This is a genomic window from Microcystis sp. LEGE 00066, assembly GCF_015207925.1.
Taxonomy (GTDB): Bacteria; Cyanobacteriota; Cyanobacteriia; order Cyanobacteriales; family Microcystaceae; genus Microcystis; species Microcystis ichthyoblabe_A.
Genome location: NZ_JADEVX010000093.1, coordinates 1 through 17,173, shown reverse-complemented (window position 1 = coordinate 17,173; position 17,173 = coordinate 1). Strand labels below are relative to the sequence as shown.

At 42.5% G+C, this 17,173-nt stretch carries 17 protein-coding genes, 1 tRNA gene and 4 pseudogenes; 7 read left to right on the top strand and 15 right to left on the bottom strand.

What is annotated here, in order from left to right; translation table 11 throughout:
- The first annotated feature begins 86 nt into the window (after positions 1-86).
- The gene (bioD, locus tag IQ224_RS13915) at positions 87-779 is read left to right on the top strand and encodes a dethiobiotin synthase (RefSeq protein ID WP_002746845.1); all 693 of its coding nucleotides are present in this window, start codon (positions 87-89) and stop codon (positions 777-779) included.
- A 33-nt stretch (positions 780-812) separates the two neighbouring features.
- Here the strand turns inward: bioD and IQ224_RS25030 are convergent, their stop codons facing one another.
- The gene (locus IQ224_RS25030; protein WP_196219952.1) at positions 813-983 is read right to left on the bottom strand and encodes a hypothetical protein; all 171 of its coding nucleotides are present in this window, start codon (positions 981-983) and stop codon (positions 813-815) included.
- 54 nt (positions 984-1,037) lie between these two features.
- A pseudogene (locus IQ224_RS25025) lies at positions 1,038-1,238 on the bottom strand (TaqI-like C-terminal specificity domain-containing protein); the annotation flags it as partial.
- A gap of 490 nt (positions 1,239-1,728) precedes the next feature.
- Here IQ224_RS25025 and IQ224_RS13900 point away from each other — a divergent pair.
- Both IQ224_RS13900 and IQ224_RS13895 read left to right on the top strand, forming a co-directional pair.
- Positions 1,729-2,124 (top strand): annotated as a pseudogene (locus tag IQ224_RS13900) (transposase); the annotation flags it as partial.
- 195 nt (positions 2,125-2,319) lie between these two features.
- Positions 2,320-2,706, top strand: a pseudogene (locus IQ224_RS13895) (transposase); the annotation flags it as partial.
- 357 nt (positions 2,707-3,063) lie between these two features.
- On the opposite strand, the gene IQ224_RS13890 reads toward IQ224_RS13895, so the two are convergent.
- The 4 genes from IQ224_RS13890 to IQ224_RS13875 all read right to left on the bottom strand — a co-directional run bounded on the left by IQ224_RS13890 (position 3,064) and on the right by IQ224_RS13875 (position 4,525).
- On the bottom strand, positions 3,064-3,501 hold the full coding sequence (locus tag IQ224_RS13890) for a PIN domain-containing protein (protein WP_194033095.1): 438 nt from the start codon (positions 3,499-3,501) through the stop codon (positions 3,064-3,066).
- A complete protein-coding gene (locus IQ224_RS13885; RefSeq protein ID WP_002746864.1) occupies positions 3,489-3,704 on the bottom strand; it encodes a hypothetical protein in 216 nt (71 codons plus the stop codon). The genes IQ224_RS13890 and IQ224_RS13885 overlap by 13 nt, the downstream gene beginning before the upstream one ends.
- A gap of 90 nt (positions 3,705-3,794) precedes the next feature.
- Positions 3,795-3,974, bottom strand: a complete 180-nt coding sequence (locus IQ224_RS13880; protein WP_194033094.1) for a hypothetical protein — start codon at positions 3,972-3,974, stop codon at positions 3,795-3,797.
- Positions 3,965-4,525: a hypothetical protein gene (locus IQ224_RS13875; RefSeq protein ID WP_194033093.1), complete on the bottom strand. Its 561-nt coding sequence runs from the start codon at positions 4,523-4,525 to the stop codon at positions 3,965-3,967. Before IQ224_RS13875 ends, IQ224_RS13880 begins: the two co-directional genes overlap by 10 nt.
- A gap of 264 nt (positions 4,526-4,789) precedes the next feature.
- Here IQ224_RS13875 and IQ224_RS13870 point away from each other — a divergent pair, with 264 nt between their 5' ends.
- Positions 4,790-5,689, top strand: a complete 900-nt coding sequence (locus IQ224_RS13870) for a J domain-containing protein (RefSeq protein ID WP_194033092.1) — start codon at positions 4,790-4,792, stop codon at positions 5,687-5,689.
- 90 nt (positions 5,690-5,779) lie between these two features.
- Complete coding sequence (locus IQ224_RS13865; protein WP_194033091.1) at positions 5,780-7,222, top strand: serine/threonine-protein kinase; 1,443 nt, start codon at positions 5,780-5,782, stop codon at positions 7,220-7,222.
- Between the two features lie 643 nt (positions 7,223-7,865).
- On the opposite strand, the gene tnpA is transcribed toward IQ224_RS13865, so the two are convergent.
- From tnpA to IQ224_RS13830, 7 genes and pseudogenes are all read right to left on the bottom strand, one after another.
- Entirely contained in the window at positions 7,866-8,309 is a 444-nt protein-coding gene (tnpA, locus tag IQ224_RS13860; RefSeq protein ID WP_002740761.1) for an IS200/IS605 family transposase, read from the bottom strand.
- 175 nt (positions 8,310-8,484) lie between these two features.
- Positions 8,485-8,871, bottom strand: coding sequence for a type II toxin-antitoxin system VapC family toxin (locus tag IQ224_RS13855; RefSeq protein ID WP_002746877.1), 387 nt, complete (start codon positions 8,869-8,871; stop codon positions 8,485-8,487).
- Positions 8,872-8,874: 3 nt separating this feature from the next.
- Positions 8,875-9,012: a hypothetical protein gene (locus IQ224_RS24180; protein WP_002746879.1), complete on the bottom strand. Its 138-nt coding sequence runs from the start codon at positions 9,010-9,012 to the stop codon at positions 8,875-8,877.
- A 186-nt stretch (positions 9,013-9,198) separates the two neighbouring features.
- Positions 9,199-9,459, bottom strand: a pseudogene (locus IQ224_RS24175) (IS1 family transposase); the annotation flags it as partial.
- 294 nt (positions 9,460-9,753) lie between these two features.
- Positions 9,754-9,825 (bottom strand) — tRNA-Thr (locus IQ224_RS13840).
- A 479-nt stretch (positions 9,826-10,304) separates the two neighbouring features.
- A complete protein-coding gene (locus IQ224_RS13835; RefSeq protein ID WP_002746889.1) occupies positions 10,305-12,203 on the bottom strand; it encodes an NAD(P)H-quinone oxidoreductase subunit F in 1,899 nt (632 codons plus the stop codon).
- A gap of 230 nt (positions 12,204-12,433) precedes the next feature.
- Entirely contained in the window at positions 12,434-13,117 is a 684-nt protein-coding gene (locus IQ224_RS13830; protein ID WP_194033090.1) for a PHP domain-containing protein, read from the bottom strand.
- A 554-nt stretch (positions 13,118-13,671) separates the two neighbouring features.
- Between IQ224_RS13830 and queD the strand changes: the two genes are divergently transcribed.
- Entirely contained in the window at positions 13,672-14,046 is a 375-nt protein-coding gene (gene queD / locus IQ224_RS13825; protein WP_002746894.1) for a 6-carboxytetrahydropterin synthase QueD, read from the top strand.
- 133 nt (positions 14,047-14,179) lie between these two features.
- Here the strand turns inward: queD and IQ224_RS13820 are convergent, their stop codons facing one another.
- Together IQ224_RS13820 and petJ are read right to left on the bottom strand one after the other, a co-directional pair.
- A complete protein-coding gene (locus IQ224_RS13820) occupies positions 14,180-15,859 on the bottom strand; it encodes a DUF3352 domain-containing protein (protein ID WP_194033089.1) in 1,680 nt (559 codons plus the stop codon).
- A 116-nt stretch (positions 15,860-15,975) separates the two neighbouring features.
- Positions 15,976-16,296: a cytochrome c6 PetJ gene (petJ, locus tag IQ224_RS13815; RefSeq protein WP_194033088.1), complete on the bottom strand. Its 321-nt coding sequence runs from the start codon at positions 16,294-16,296 to the stop codon at positions 15,976-15,978.
- A gap of 192 nt (positions 16,297-16,488) precedes the next feature.
- Between petJ and petE the strand changes: the two genes are divergently transcribed.
- A complete protein-coding gene (gene petE, locus IQ224_RS13810; protein WP_002762125.1) occupies positions 16,489-16,866 on the top strand; it encodes a plastocyanin in 378 nt (125 codons plus the stop codon).
- The last annotated feature ends 307 nt before the right edge of the window (positions 16,867-17,173 follow it).

Here is a 17,173-nt window from a genome sequence, read left to right as displayed (position 1 = left end):
GTGTGGGGTGTGGGGTGTGGGATGATGGGAGATAAGATGATAAATATTGGTGATTTTATCTGATCTTGACTTGGCCCAGGAGTTTTATGAATAGTCTTTTGATTGCGGCTACGGATACCGATGCGGGTAAAACCGTTGTCACCACTGCTTTAGTGGCTTATTGGCAAAAATACTATCCATCCAAGGCCTTGGGGCTGATGAAATTAATGCAAACGGGTCAAGGCGATCAAGAATGGTATGAGGGCTTATTTCAGGGTCAATTAGAAATGATCACACCGCTGCAATATCAAGCACCCTTAGCGCCTCCTGTGGCTGCTGATTTGGAAGGTCGAGATATTCCTTTGGGGACAGTGTGGCAAGCTCTGCTGAACCTACAAAAAAGCCAAGATTTGGTTTTAATTGAGGGTTTGGGGGGTTTAGGTTGTCCTGTCACCCACGAGCTAACTGTGGCGGATTTAGCGGCTCAATGGCGGTTAAAAACCCTTTTGGTGGTGCCGGTGAAATTGGGGGCGATTTCCCAGACGGTGGCTAATATTGCCCTAGCAGAGCAGAAAAAGGTCAATTTGGGCGGAATTATCCTTAATTGTCTCGAACCGCGCACGGAGACGGAAATAGAGCAGTTAACACCGATCGATTTAATTCAATCCTTGACTAATTGTCCGGTTTTAGGTGTTTTTCCCTTTATCGAAGATCGTCGGGATTTGGATAAACTGGCCTCGGTGGTAGCTAGTTGGCCGGAAATTAAGCTGCCCGCGCATTTAAATTGCTTGTTGAGATGAGGCACTCATGCAAGAGGCAAAAGGGAGAATAAATTAGGGTAAGTCCAGATATTCTTGTTCTGTTAGGGCAAATTCTGGATCAATGATTTTTACTTCATTATAGGTGAGTTGATAGAGTTTGTAAACTAAGTGATCGATCTGCTTTTCTAATTCGCTCGTATCAGCATTGCGATCGTCTTTTTTGGCATCAAGACATTTTTTCACAAGTTTTTCTATTGCTGTACGTTGTGATTCAGTTGCATTAGGAATCGGGAAATCTTTCATGAATATAGAACTTGGCTCATAAAAGTCACCTTGTAATTTTGATAATAGATTTTTAAACAAGAACATAACCACATTAGAGTTAAGGACTGCTAGTAAAACCTTATCGCTAGAAGAAATAATAAATGCCTTTTGATTAGTATAATAACCTAATTCATCCCATGCAAATTCATTTCGTTTGCAAATATTTGGATAAATAATTTTAGGTTGTTAAAATTCTTGCCAGTAAATGCAAGACCGAAGTTCCCCAAAAAAGCGACCTTGATCACATCTTTTTATTAGTGATTTCCTAAATTGAGAAAAATGATTGTAAATTGCAGGTATCCGCTCAATAAGTAGGGGTAGTAGAGAAAAAAAGGTAAGCAAGAGACACGCAATATAATAGAATATGACACATGACGCAAAAACTAGATTCGAGCAAGAAATCAGGAGAAGAGATACTGCAAACCATCGAGCCAGAAGGGATTGCAGACGAATCAATGCGTCGGACAGTAGAAATATGGCTCTTCGTTACTTGGTATGGTTCGATAGGGGGGCATAAATTGACTAAATCCTTACCTGGCAAGAGACTTAATTGATGAGTTCGCTTTAGATGAAAAACAATTGACAAAAATCGCCAAATGCCTTTCTACATAAGGGTTCCATCCCCTATAACCCCAGTCCATTGCATAACACAAACCGAAGAGCCGGATGGGAAGAAGTTGAGTTAATATTTAATCCCTGTGCTAAAGAACTAGAAAAGGAAGAGTGGGAAGCACCAGAACGAATAAGCTTAGATGAATTTAGTAACTTAAAAGGACATAAAGATTTCATAACAACGGTCGTAGATCTGGACAAAAAAATTTTACTAGATGTGATTAAAGGACATAAGCAAGAAGAATTAATGGAAGCCTTAAAGGCACAGCCAGACGCAGTTCGGGAGAAGGTGAAAGAAGTGAGCGTCGATATGTGGTCAGGATTTACAGCAGTGATCAAGGAATTATTTCCCAATGCTAAAATCATCTATGACCGTTTTCATGTAATGGCTATCATTAATGACGAGCTTAATAAATTGAGAAAGTTAATGGGGGTGCATGAAAAAGGATTACCTCAGGTTCTTCGGTTTGTCTTATGCAATAGACGGGAGTTATAAGGGATGGAACCCTTATAGAGAAAGACATTGGGCGATTTTTGTCAATTGTTTTTTATCTAAAGCGAACTAATCAATTAAATCCCTTACCAGATAAAGATTTTGTTGATTTATGCCCCCCTATCGAACCATAACAAGTAACGAAGAGCCTTACCTCATTTATTATGGAAGAATAAAGAGGACTTAAAGGACGAGCAAAAACAACAACTAGAAGTTATCCTGAAAGAACATCCCTGCTTGGGAATAGCCTGGGAAATGAAAGAAGAAATTAGACAAATTTATCAAAGTAGTAGAACGTTCAGAGGTGCTGAGAGAAAATTGGAAAAATGGATAAGAATAGGTGGGATATTATATCAAAGTAGTGCCAGCATGATCCAGAAGCATTTGCCTGGTATTTGTAATTACTTTGAAAATCATACAACCAACGGATTAATTGAGGGAATGAATACCAAAATCAAGCTTATTAAAAGAATGAGTTATGGATTTACCAATTTTGAACATCTTCGACTTAAGCTGTTTGCTTGCTTTAATTTATAACAAAAATTAACACACGAAAACCAGGAGAGCCACAGGTCTTCCATTACAAACATCTGGATGAATATGGATACGACTTTCCATTAAGGTTTTGTTACCTCTTTGATGACCTTAAGTAAACTTATTATACCCTTTCATAGTCACAGGTGAGGATGTTGGGTTTCCTTAAAATCGATCGCTGCAGCGGTAGGACTCGCATGAGGGAACGCACCCTACCATATCTGCACTTCGTAACAAAAATTTACAACCCCATCATAAGCGATCGCACTCTCGTCCGTCGCTGTGCCTAGACGTTTTTAGATTATTATCATTTACTTTAATCAATGTTCAAGGAACGAACTCTACCAGATTGGCGTACTGTTACAGAGCATCCAAAACCAAAACTTTTAAATCTGGGACAGCAGCTAAACGGGCATCATTGGTCAAGAAAAACATAGCACCTTCTCCCATAGCAGTGGCAATCTGGATTGCGTCTGGAGTTCGCAAGTTTTGTCTTGCTCTTAACTGGGCGGCAACTTCGGCAATCTCAACAGAAATAGGTACTGTAATTAAGTTTTCTTGATTGAGAAGAATATCACGATACTGGCAGGCAAGTTCTACATTGCCTGAGCGTAATGGATGCACCAAAACTTCCGTCAGCGTCAACGTAGAGGTAACAACTTGAAACTCGCCTCGAATTAGCGCCCCAAAAAAGGCACGAACAAGCCCTAAATATACCTGATTTTGCTCGATCAGGTAAATGAGTGGCGCGGTATCCAAACCCACAACTTGACCTTGTAGTTGCATTAGCCATTCCATGAGGCTCGTTCCTGATTAACGTACTCTTGAGCATCAAGTCCATTCCAGATTTCTTTTCCTAGTCCTTCTAGTTCCATAATGCTATGCTTGGGCTTAACAAGCATAGGGCGACGTACCATTACAGCTAACTCTTTTAACAAGCGAAGTTGCTCGTCTGGGGTGAGATTCTCCACTTGCCGGCGAACATCTTGATAGGTAGTCATGGTCTTTACTCCCTGTTTCTTCTATTAATCATGTCATATTGCCCACAGATCACGGCTCCAAAAAGTAAGGTAAAATGCCCCCATATTTGTCTAAATTCGATCGCACTCCCGTCTGTCGCTGTGCCTAGACGTTTTTAGATTATTATCATTTACTTGAATCAATGACCATGGTGTGTTCCCTAAAATCGATCGCTGCAGCGGTAGGACTTGCATTAGGGAACGCACTTTACCATATCTACCATAGCGGCGATCGCTGGTAGTTATAGCCAAGGAAACCTCCAAGAAAAATATGCAATCAGCACCCAAATGACTACAAAAAGAATTGAAATAAACTGAGGAAACCAAAGTGCTCTCAAATGAATAGGGTCATCTTTAGGAGCATTTGAACGCCATCGAGGAATAAGAACAGGGTTTAATCTTGAATTCTCACTAACTAATTTGAAACGTAATTTCCCCCACATATCAATAGTTTTTGTAGCACCCTGAATCATAAAATAAGACAAAAAAGATACAATAATTGCTAGGCTCGGTAGCAAAAGATTAGAAAACCAGTTTGGTCCTTTGCTATTGCTGTAAGTAATAGCATATACAGTTAGTAAAAAAGATTGGCAAGTAATATACCAAGTTACACGACCCATTAATAAGCTATGTTCATGTTGAATTTCACTACGAAAATATTGAAACAATTCCCATGTTTTATTGTCGGAGTCAGAGGTTTTTTTTAGGTACTCCAAACCTTCTGCGATATCTAACTCTTGAGAAGTAACTTCTGACTTGAACAATTTCAGAAAGTTTTTTATTATTTTTATTAGCAATTTCATGAAATTACCCTTTGGTTAATTTTACTCTGGAGACTATATAAGTCTATGAACTCAGATTTTTGAGCGTAAAGATGGCAAGCTAACTATTAACTATAAAGAAAATTTGCCAACAACAATCCTTAGAGTAAGGATATGGGGAAACTTTTAGCATATCACCCCGTTTTGTGGATTTCTGACAATCAGCTGAGATACAAAGAACTTTTCAGCGACCATAGCACCAATTATAATTCTTCGGGTAACTGAGCAGACTAACTAAAAGTTGCGATGGCGGAGCAAATTCTTTCTTTACTCTTGTACTTAATTCTCATTTTAACGGCTTTTTGGTTTATTAGCCCCCAAAAAAAGCCCCGTAGTCATCCCGCCTATCATCTTGCTTGTTTGCTAGAAGATGCTCCTGAAAGCTCTTTAAAGGGTCAATTTTGTCCTCTGGCTACTCCCTTGGCTACCCCGATCGCCTGTACTGTTCCGCAGGTGTGGCGCAGTGTATATAGGCAGTCTCTGGCAAAACCGGATGTTAATTATTGGCAATGGCGCGGTATGCCCGAAAATGAGCAGTTTTGTCGGGAATTACGGGAATTATTGCGGTTAAATCCGGCTAGAGGTTACGCTAAGGAAATTCTGGAAAGTCTCGCCTTGGGTCAAGATCCTTTTTATCATCTTTACTGGGATCTAAAAGCGATCGCTAATGGTAACTTTAACACTATCGGGACTAATAAACTAGCTGAGGGCAGATTTGCCCGGCGAGATTTGCGAACTCATCAGCAGATGCGGAGGGATTTTCGTCAATGGCATTTACAAGCTTGTGAACAGTTGGGAAAAGAGCGGGTTAAAGCGGTTTATCGGCTCTGTTATGGAGCAGATTGGTCATTAATCGCCCAAATTCTCTATCCTTCGCCTCGTTCCTTGGCCGTGATGATTATGGAGTCGCCTAATCCCGTTTGGTGGCGAGTTTTGGGGATTACTCCTTTTAGCACCACTAGCCGGATTGAGAATAATTATAAAACTCTCTTGTGTTATTGGCATCCCGATCGCAATTCCCATCCCAATGCTACAGAAATCACTGCCCATCTTAATCGCGCCTACGATTGTTATCAAGGTTTTCAGGAGATGAGCAGCCAAGATAATGCACCTTTGTGGACGAAAATCCGTCGCTGGATTCCTTAGACTTGACTCTAGTTTTTCCCTTGACTTTTTCCTTAACGAAAGAATGTTAGTCTAGGAACAATTTACGACCACGCTTGCACTCTCAGGGTAATGAATCTAGTGCTTTTAAACAATCGCTACCAAATTGTTAGCACCCTTGCTAGGGGGGGATTTGGGGAAACTTATATCGCTATCGATACGAATATGCCTTCTCAACGGCGCTGTGTGATTAAAAAATTGCAGCCGGCCATTCAAAGTGAGGAGATGCCAGAATGGTTAAAAGAACGTTTTCAGAAAGAAGCAAGCGTTTTAGAGGAATTGGGAGAGCAAAATCGCCAAATACCCCGTTTGTACGGTTATTTTGCCCAAGATAATCACTTCTATCTGGTGCAGGAGTGGATTGAAGGGGAGACACTAACCCAAAAACAGCAACGTCAGGGAAATTTATCTTCCTCGGTAGTGCGGACGATTTTAGAGAATTTACTGCCTGTTCTTGATTTTATTCACAGTCGCCGCATTATTCACCGGGATGTGAAACCCGATAATATTATCTTAAGAAATAGTGATAATTTGCCCGTTTTGATCGATTTTGGGGTAATGAAAGAAGCAGTCGCCACCTTACTCGATCCTACGGGAAAAAGTGCCTATTCGATCGCCCTTGGCACCCCCGGTTATATGGCTTCGGAACAGGCTGCCGGGAGACCGGTCTTTTCTAGTGACCTTTACAGCCTAGGCTTAACGGCGATTTTTTTATTAACGGGAAAAACTCCCCAATATCTAGAAACTGACTCGCGCACGGGGGAAATTCTCTGGCGACAGGAGGCAGAAAATGTTAATCCTAATTTAGCTATGGTAATCGATCGAGCGATCCGTTTTCATCCCCGGGATCGGTTTGCTACTGCTAGGGAAATGTTGGCAGCTTTGGCAGAAATATCCCCGGATTTGTCCACCCAACCGACTATCGCAGTTTCTCCCCATAGTCCCCGATTAAAGTCCTCTACACCCCAAAAACCAACCGTCTCCCCCACTGTGGTTATTCAACCCAATTCCGGGGAAAAAAAGAATTCTTGGCTGCGGATTTTGCTGATTTTTGCGGTGACAATTGGAGCTTTTGCCCTGGGATATCGGGGATTTATGGCTCTTTTACCCAAAAATGAGGAAATCAAACCATCACCAACCCTCGAACCTTCTCCTAGTCCTGAGATCATTCCTCCTCCCTCCCAAGATTTTCCCCCTATCCGACGACCTTCTCGCCGACGGACTCCCATTTATTCCCCAACTCCTACCCCATCCCCCACTCCTACCCCAGAGGTGATTCCTAGTCCAGAAGTGACTCCAGAATTAACTCCTAGTCCCACCCCAGAAGAAGTAATTCCTATTCCTGTTCCCCTTCCTGAAACAGATCCAAGTCCTCAAGTTTCTCCCCTTCCTTCTCCTTCTCCTTCCCCTTCTCCTGTTCCAGAGGCGATTAATCCCCCGGTTAATGAGGATAAAATTGAACCGATTGCTCCTCCTGTTTTATCACCTTCTCCTCCTGAAGAAAATAGTAATTAGGGTTTGCTGAATAAATCTAAAAACCTTGTTGGGTAAGACTTTTAGACTTTTTGTCAATCAAAAAGTACCATATCTGGGAGTGATCGGGGGTAAAATTCCTGGACTTTTTCCCTGAAAATTAGGTAATTGACCCCCTCAAAATCGGTAAAACCCTACACCCCACATCCCACGAAAAACTTTTTCAGCAGCCCGTAATTAATAGACTGCTTGCAGAAGTCTGGCAAGGGGAAGATGATAATTTTTTCTTAAACCTTTCCCCTTTTGCCTACAATGAAAGAGAGCTACTGTTTAGGCTTAATTCTTCTGATTCTATCTGCTCTGCCAGTTGACACAGTAGATCAAAAATGCTAGTTAGGGTTTCCTCTGGTAATTTAGCCATATTCAATTATTTCTATCATCTGGCTGGTGCGAGGTAATCCTGTTTAATTTAGTTTGCGATCGAGTTGAGGATCAGTCAAGAGAGAAGGCAAAGGCGAATCCGACACACTGCGCCACAATCCCTCACGGAAAAGGATAGTTCGTCTGAGAAGCAGTAAAACAGGGGAAAACACCTGAGAATCCTTGCTCTGTGAATCGCTAAGCTAGGGAGAGGAATGTAAAGATTTAATGAACTACCCCGCCGCAAGCGGACGGGGTATCAGAATCAAAATAGACTCAATTGTAGATTTTGGTGTAGCTGCAGGTATTCTTTATCTTGTTCTTTTACATATCTCGCTATCATACCTTCATCCCCATGCTTTCCTACCGTACTTGCGTAATATCCATCACTCCAAAACTCTCCTCCCCACAACTGCTTTTTCACTTGAGGACACTTTTTGAAAATTTCTCTCGCCGTTATACTTTTAATCATTGTCACTATCCTTGTCACACTATAGGTCGGTACTGATTGCACCAGAAAATGCACATGATCTTTATCCACTCCAATTTCTACAAACTTTATCTCGTATCGTTTTTCCATCTCTAGACAGACTTCTTTCAACAAGCTATCTACCTGTTCGTCGAAAACGGCTTTACGATATTTGGCTGGGAACACTAAATGATATAGCAAAACACTTACATTATGGCTCTTATGGATGTATTCACTCATTTTTCTATTGTACGCCGCGAGCGGCGGGGAATTAGACCCGAAGAGATTAAATTGTAGCTTTTGACACAGTTGTTTTTTGGGGATGTGTATCCTTCTGTTGTCTGCCTTTGACGTTGGGTGGGGGTGTTGCTTGACCTAGCTGCGAGGTGAGCGATCGCCTAACATGTTGGGAAATTTACCAAATTCTTTGAACGGGGTAAAGGTCAAATATCTCATCAATGCTCAGAATAGGCATAATTTCGGTTATTGATTGGGATATTAAAAGTCGATCAAAGGGGTCTTTATGATAGTGGATAAGGGTTGCTAGTGTCCAGATATGAGCTAGATCAATAGAAAGTATTTCTAGATTATTAATGGTTATTTGATTTTTAATTAATTCCTGTAAAGATGGGTTAAGTTGTAATTTTCCCAGTTGCAGTTTTATTTGCATTTCCCAGACACTAGCAACGATTAAAAACAAGCGATTATTTCGATCAAATAACAAATCTTGCCCGGTTAGTGATAGTTTTTCTGAGTTAATTGACCACCAAATAAAGCTATGGGTATCTAATAAAAGTTGCATGGGTTAAGTTGGCGGCAAGAGTTCATCGGTTAGGGGTTCGTTAAAGTCATCGCTGATCCAGCCTTGACCTTGATATAATACTGCAATTCTACCTGTTTGGGTTATTTGGGTTTGATGGTGTTGATTGACTATAGATTCCAAAAAATCGAGAATTTCTTATTGTTGTTGGACAGGTAGTGTCTGAAGGGTTTGCAATAAAGGAGAATTGGTATCTAGGTCAGCATCGTTCATAACGATTTGATTTGAGGATTTTGGGGCAATACCTCAAGGATAGCATGGGTTTTCAGAGGTGAGGGGACAAGTTACGGATGGTGCGATCGCACTACTGTTGACATAATTTTGTAACCATGACCAACTTACCCCTGTTACTCTAGCAATTACTCGTAAGGAAATTCGTTCGAGTAAGAGTTTATCAATTAATTGTTTGGTTTCGTCAGAGACAGTTTTATTAGTGGGATTGATCACAAACTGACGACCACATTCTTTACATTGACGTTTGGGTTTTCCATTATGAATAGAACCATTCTTGATAGTATGGTGAGAACCACAATTAGGACAGGGGAATAGAGGTGAACTAGGGGGGGGGATTTTCTTCGGTGCTAGAGTGATATTTGAGTAAGCTAGACAGGAGCCAGAAAAAGATATTTATCAGAAAAGTCATGATCAAGCTAGAGGTTTAAAGACTGATCGGGTTCCAATTATTTTTATTAATAAATATTTTACACAATTCATACCAGGTAGGCAAGAGGGCTACGCCACTACTACCGAATCATTACCAACTGACCCAACAATGACCAAAAAAGACCGACAGAATCAGTAAACCTTGCTGCGAAACAAGCCACCAAAGCTTTGTCGGGACTGAAAACATTTGGTTTTCCCAGAAGCTGGTGATGGGATTTGAACCCGCGACCGGCTGATTACAAATCAGCTGCTCTACCACTGAGCTACACCAGCATTTTTAACCAACCCATTATAACACAAATAGACCAAGTGGAGATTTTTTCCTCGTCGATCATCGGAAATTTTGGGTCTGAAACCCCGCCGTTCTAGGTTGGCTTTACGTTAGAATTAAAAGGCCAGTCTCGAAAACCAAGTGGACGGCGCAGCACCTTGAAAACTCGGCTTAGGGGGTTCCGACCAGAAAAGCTTGGCCGGGTAAAAAGTCGCGCGCAACAAGTACAAGAAGCTATAGGCGGTCAACGTACCGTGGGACACACGGAATCGGGCTTCTGAAATGGGGCGAAAGTCTGTGGACTCTGTGTAAGACAGTACATGGTTTTTTAACTGTGGTATGCGACGGTGGTGGAAGCAGAAACTTAAATCGTGAGGTTTAGGAATCGCCGCACTTTTAGGGCGGCGAGGATGTCAAGTTTATCACCCTGCTTTCCTTCCCTAGTCAGCTGCCGGGAGACTAGGGACCAATACACAGAGGTTCAATGAGTCAAAAGGGATGACCAATAATTAGTTATCAGTGACCATTGACCGTTTAATAAGAGCCAGATTAATCCCCCTATTCCGAAAAGAATAGTCAAGACATAAAATTGCGATTGACCGGAAACATTATATTTTAAGGCACTGCCGCTAAAAATCGTCGCTAAACTGACTAAATTAACCAGACCATCAATAATATAACGATCGAGCCAAGCGGTAATTTTGGACAAGCTCCCCACCGCTAAAACCACGGTAAACTGATAGATGCGATCAAGATAGAAGTCATAAGCGAACAAATCTTGCAGGAATCGCAGGATTAACCCGGTTGGTCTCGCCCAAGCTCGTCTTAACTCTACCATTAACCCGATGACTAGGCCAATTACCCCAGAGGCCATCAATAAGGGAAAACCCCAGACAATGGTGAAACTCTGGTTATTAACGAGAGGATTGGTGAAAGATAGCCAAAAATCCCAACGTAGGGGAATAATCGGGGCCAATAAAACGATTAAAATCAAGGCTACCATGGGCAAAGCCATCGGCCAAGCCACTTCCGGGGTGCGATGGGTTTTACTTTGGGTTTGTCCCAAAAAGACTAAACGAAAGACCCGAGTAAGATTGATGATGCTAAGACAATTAACAAAGATTAAAACCGCTAATAACCACCAAGGAATCGCCCATTCGCCACTTAACCACCGTTTTAACGTCCAAAACATCCCCAGGGGCATTAAAACCGTCATCCCCGCAGAACCACCTAAAAAAGCCATGGTCGTGGCGGGCATTCTTGCCCAAATTCCCCCCATTTCCGTGATATTTTGGTTACTGGTGGTGAGAATTAAGGCTCCTGCGCTCATAAACAATAAGGCTTTTGCCACCGCATGGGAGAATAAAATTAGTAAAGCGATATCCACATGACCTAATCCCACCGCAATAAAGACCAAACCGAGATAGGCACTGGTGGAGTGGCATAAAACCCGTTTAATATCAATTTGGGATAAGGCCATCAGAGAAGTACCAATTGCCGTCATTGTCCCCAAAACTATTAAAACATCAGCAGCGATCGGAGATAGGGTAAACACCGGCTGCAGCTTAATTAAAACATAGGCCCCCGCCGAAACCACGATCGAATTCCGCATGATTCCGGCTGGATTTGGTCCCTCCATCGCCTCATCTAGCCACAAATTCAGGGGAAATTGGGCGCATTTACCCGTTGGACCGGCAATAAGGGCTAATCCTAACAAAGTCGCCGTCAGAGGCGGTACAGGGTTATTTACTGCCCAATTTTCTAACTGAGAAAAACTCAATCCTTCTCCGTAACTAGACAGAGCCACCAAACCCATCAATAAAATAATATCGCCGACGCGCTTGGTTAAAAAGGCATCTCGGGCCGCGGTTACGACCAAAGGTTGAGCATACCAAAAACCGACGAGGAGATAGGTAGAGACCGTTAACATCTCTAGGAAAGCGTAACTGAATAGTAGGGAGTCACTGAGGGCAATTCCCCCCAAAGCTGCCTCAAAAAAGCCCATTAAGCCATAAAATCTCGCCAAAGACCAATCCTTTTCCATGTAGCCAAGGGCATAGATTTGGGCCAAGAGACTGATGAGGGTAATCAGTTCCAACGTCCCCAAACTGACGGGAGAAAGTTCGATCGAAAGGGATAAACTAAGATCGGCCACTTTTACCCATTCAAAAGCCAGTTTAATCGTCTCTCGATGCCAAATTTGGTTAAAGGCGATCGATCCGTGTATTAATCCTAAGACGGTCATCAATAGGTTAATATAAGCGGCCGGCCGCGGACCGGTGCGACTAATAATGCCTAAAGACCAAGGCAAGGTTAAAATCGAACCAATTAAGCCATAAATGGGAATTAACCAGCAAGTGTATAGGAATAAATCTTTCATTCAGGGGGTTATTCAGTTATCAGTTATCAGTTATCAGTTATCAGTGATCAGGTTTAAGTTTTAAGTTATCAGGTTTAGGTTTTCAATTTTCAACAAATTTAGGCTCTTTCACCGGTTACTGGTTACTGATTACTGATCACTGATCAACGGCCATGAAAAACCAACACTCGATCAAGAAGGGGTCGAGTTTAGTTAATTTTAAGTATTTTACAGTTAATCCTGCGATCAGGCTAAATGCGCTGTAATAAAGATTTACCGTGGGAATCGGTGCTACAGGTGGCAAATAATTGATATTGACGACTCAGAGCGAGCGCTTGTTCGGTTTCCGGTTGACTGGGTAGCCAAGGTTTGGGATTGCCATAGGCATAAAAAGCCTCAATACCATCAATACCCAATTCTACCGCCGCTGCCACTAAATCGGCCGCGGGGCGATGGTAACGAAAGGGATGGGCGAGAACTACTAAAGCCCCCGCTTGCTGTAAACTTTTAATGACTCTAGAGGCTAAAGCCAGATCTCCTTCTGGTTTGGTTGTTTGCAGATAGGGAGTCAAGACGACGTGAGCAGGATCGAAACCATAGCCAAGAATATGCACTTCTGTGTCTAAGAGATTCGCCGTAATTTCTACCCCTGTCCAGAGATGGGGTAGAGAACTCTTTAAATGCTGATTTTCTAGCCAAATTTGGGCTTGTCGATAACCTTCGATCGAGTGATGATCGGTAATTGCTAATCCTTTTAGTCCGATGTCTAACGCTTGTCTCATAAAGCCTTGGGGAGTCATTTGACCATCGGAACAATGGGTGTGAAGATGGAAATTGTAATGGTGGGGACAACTATCATAGCCAATATTTGCCCACACCGCTTTCAGGGCGAGGGTATCTTGAGCTAGGGGTGGGATTGTAGCAGAAACGACCATGCAGTATTAAGGAAATTTCCCAAAGATTACAAATTGTTAAGAATCAGCATAGCAAATATCAAGAAAAATTGGGTAGCTGCTGTTACCGGTAACACCTTTAGAGACTGTTCGTCAATGAATATTAAGCGGGAATCGGAGCCTTCTTCTGTCTCCGCGCTGATTATCGGTTATCGCTGCCCCTGCAGGACTCAAAATCTTGCATCTGTTTCGCGAAACAAGACCCTAAAACCCTTAATTCGTCGATATTTCAGATTTATTCAGCAAGCCAGATGTACTAAGCCTTTTAGTATAAATGTTCTGGCTCCCTCTCCACGCTCTCTTCTCATAGACAGTCTTGACGAGTAACTTAGATACACTCACAGCTTATACCATTTTTCTTTATTTGCGTCACAACGAATGCAAGCTTGGCAAGCATTCGAGCGTGGATGTCTGTCATGGATTTAGAAATTTGGTATTACTATGGACTAAGAATACTAAAGTTTTGACTAGAATGGATAACTATCGGTGGCGAAATAAATAAACCAGATCTAACCGACAGTATCAACCAATTAACCATGGCAGAATGGATTATTTACAAAGAATTTCGCTTTGAAGCAGCCCATCATTTACCCCACTACGAAGGTAAATGTCGTCGTCTCCACGGTCATAGTTGGCTAGGACGCATCTATGTTAAAAGTAATCATTTACAGTGCCAAGGCTCACAACAGGGAATGGTGATGGATTTTGGCGAAATTAAACAATATTTACAGCCGCTACTCGATAATTTTCTCGACCATCATTATCTCAATGAAACCACTGGTTTAGAAAATCCCACCAGTGAAGAATTATCGCGCTGGATCTATGAAAAATTGGCAAAAGCTGGTTTACCCAATCTTCATGCCGTCGAAATCTGCGAAACCTGCACCTCTGGATGTACCTATTATCCCTAATCGGCAAGCTATCATTAGTTAGGATGGATTGCAAACCTATCCCACAAAAATTATAAGATTCCCAGTCACAATCCTCGCAGATGAAGGAGTTAGAAGAAACCTAATATGCTAATAACTGATAACTGATAACTGATTAAGACTTCACTCCCAGATTAAAGAAAATCGTTCCCCGACGCACAGAATTTTCACTGCCTTGGCTGCTAATAGTAAGAGAACGCAGATTATTAAATAAAGGTTTAATCGATAATTCTAACACCCGCACGATCGGGAATTTTGCCTCGATTACCGGTTGCAATTGTCGCCAATCGACGTAAAAATAACCATCATTTTCTGCGGGTAGAGCAGTAATTGCCTGTCGAAACTTACCACTACTTAAAATGGGGTTTTTCTGGGCAGATAAAGCTAAACCCATCGCTTCCACAGAACTAGCGATAATTTCATAATTATCGACCCTAGTATGCACTCCCGTCACGAGCGTCTCTAGTTGCGCTTTTCCTCCCGGGACCGCCGTGGTTAACTTTGTCCAAGCTGTCACCGTTCGATCGAGTAAAGGCAGATTAACCACATTATAGCCGCGACTGCGGGCTAACTCATCCAAATGCTCGATCGCACTGTCCACCTCTACTCCCATCAGCCGTTCCCCTACAAAAACACTATCGGGTTCCATCCCCTTTGAATTAGGCACGAGAGCGAGACTATATTCGCCTCTAACCCAGCTAAAAACGTCTTCAGGTAAATTTAAACCTAAAGGCGACTGGAAGCGGTTTAAGACCTGTGTTATTAATTCCTGTAGGGGACTATCTGCTTCTAACCCCTCCTCTACCTGAGTCCAAAAACGATTTAAATCCCGACTAGCGGCAACTAAAAGGCTATTTTCGCTGATAAAAGATAATGCTCCCACGGGACTAGATAAAATTGGTGCTTGGTCATCCTGTCCTAAAACCCCAATTAAGGCGGTTTGAGCGACTATTCCCCCGGATTTGAGGGTAAAAGCCGTGGCTAATCGTTGTTTTGCTTCGGGACTCTCCGGGACGGGTTGATTAGCGATCCAAGCCGATAAAGGAGGTAAATTGCCGTAAACGATAGCTATACGCGGTTCGGTGATATTTTTGAGAGCTTCTCGGTAATCAGGGCTATTTTTTAGGTTTAAATCCGGTACTTGCACGTTATTAAGTGCCTCGCGCAAAACCTTGATATTATTGGCAAAAAGCACCGTATCACCCACCACGGCACTAGCGAGAAAACGATTATTATCTCCTGCGGTCAAGGGACGTTGATAGATTAGGTTAACTCCCTTGTAGAGTTCAAAAACAAGGTCAAATTTGCCCGAAACCGCCTGTTTTGAGTAGGAAGCTTGCAGAAATTCCTTAGCGCGTTCACCATCTTTACTTTGAATTGCCAAAAGATAACCCGGTTGGATACCATTATCGGTATCGCGATCGAAATCTAGGGAAGTAACAGCGAGAGTAATTTCCTCCCCTAACCAGGGTTTGATTTCCTTTTGATAATTTAAACCCGTTTTACCGAGGAGACTTTTTTCTAAATCTTTAATTTCTTGGTGGGAACGTCGTCGATTAGCCGGTGTAGCGATTAATTGACCAAAAGACTCTAAACGTTCGGGATTGACCAGCAAGGATACCATAACCGGGGCCTGTTTCGGCACAAAAATCGCCGCCATCGGTTCCCGCAGCACCCCACCTTTGAGCAAAGACAGAGGACTATCGGCGAGAATCCAAGCAAAACTGGCTGTAGCGACTCCTAGGAGAATGATTACCGTCGCACCTAAAATATAGAAAAAAGATCGCAATTTCACAACCTTGTCCCGAGATGAACCATTAGCTATTTTAAGCCAGCAAATGACCCAAGAATTTCGATCGCTACAATTCTTACCAGACTGATAACCGATAACTCGCCACCGATAACTAATTTTTACCAGCCTTTTTCCGCTTGAGCGAGGACATAGTTAGCTACAGCTTCGATATCTTCAGCGCTGAGACGACCACCGAAAGCAGGCATCGCCCCCATACCTTTGGTAACTTGGGTAACGATAGCTTCCACGGAATCTTTGCCGTATTTAACTAAATCTTCTTTTTTCAGGGTTTTAGCGGCATTAACCACGTTTTTACCGCCCATGTGGCAGGAAGCGCAGTTAGCACTGAAAATCGAAGCCCCATCAGCTAAAGCGGGACGAGTCATACCGAATGTAACCACAGCCAAGAGCAAGCACAGGGAAATTAATAGTCTTTTCACGATTGGTTCTCCTCTATTTCTTAAGAAATTCCCCAACCATGGTCAGAAAAAACCGGTTTTCTTGTCAAAAGACAAGCTGTCAAACTTGGTGTAGAATGAATCAATGGGACAGTTAAAAGCAAACTTTTACTTTTTTGTCAAAAGACAGGCTGTCAAACTTGTCATCTTCCCTCGTGTAAAGGATTAACAAGCATGAAAAAATTAGGTTTATTGGTCGCTACCCTGGTGCTAGTCGTCTCTAGCTTCTTCTTCAACACTGCCGCCGCTGCTGCGGAAACCTTCACGGTGAAGATGGGCGGTGATGCAGGTACACTACAATTTGATCCCCCCGCCCTCACTATTAAAGCAGGAGATACGGTGAAATGGGTCAATAACAAACTTTCTCCCCATAACATAGTTTTCGATAGCACCAAAGTTCCCGAAGCCCAGGCTGCTAAATTATCCCATAAAGGTCTGGCTTTTTCCGCCGGTGAGTCCTTTGAAAGCACTTTCAGCGAACCGGGTACTTACACCTACTACTGCGAACCCCATCGCGGCGCTGGTATGGTCGGAACGATTACCGTTCAGTAACTAGGGTTTGCTGAAAAAGTTTCTTGGTGGGGTTAGGAGTCAGGAGTCAGGAGTCAGGAGCCGGTCGTTTCAGGCTTTGTTGCTCTCTTTCTTTGTACTAATTGATGTACTACAATAAGGATAATGCAAGGTTTTTGAAGGTTCCAATCCTATTTTCTGGCAGTAACATCGGATTTTAACAGGTCAAAAGCCTTATTTTAAAAGGGTTTTACCATTATTCAGGAAGCCCTAATTATCCGATTTTAAGCAAAAATAACTCGCGGTTAAGTGCCGCGGGTTGTTTTTTTGGGGTGTGGGGTGTGGGGTG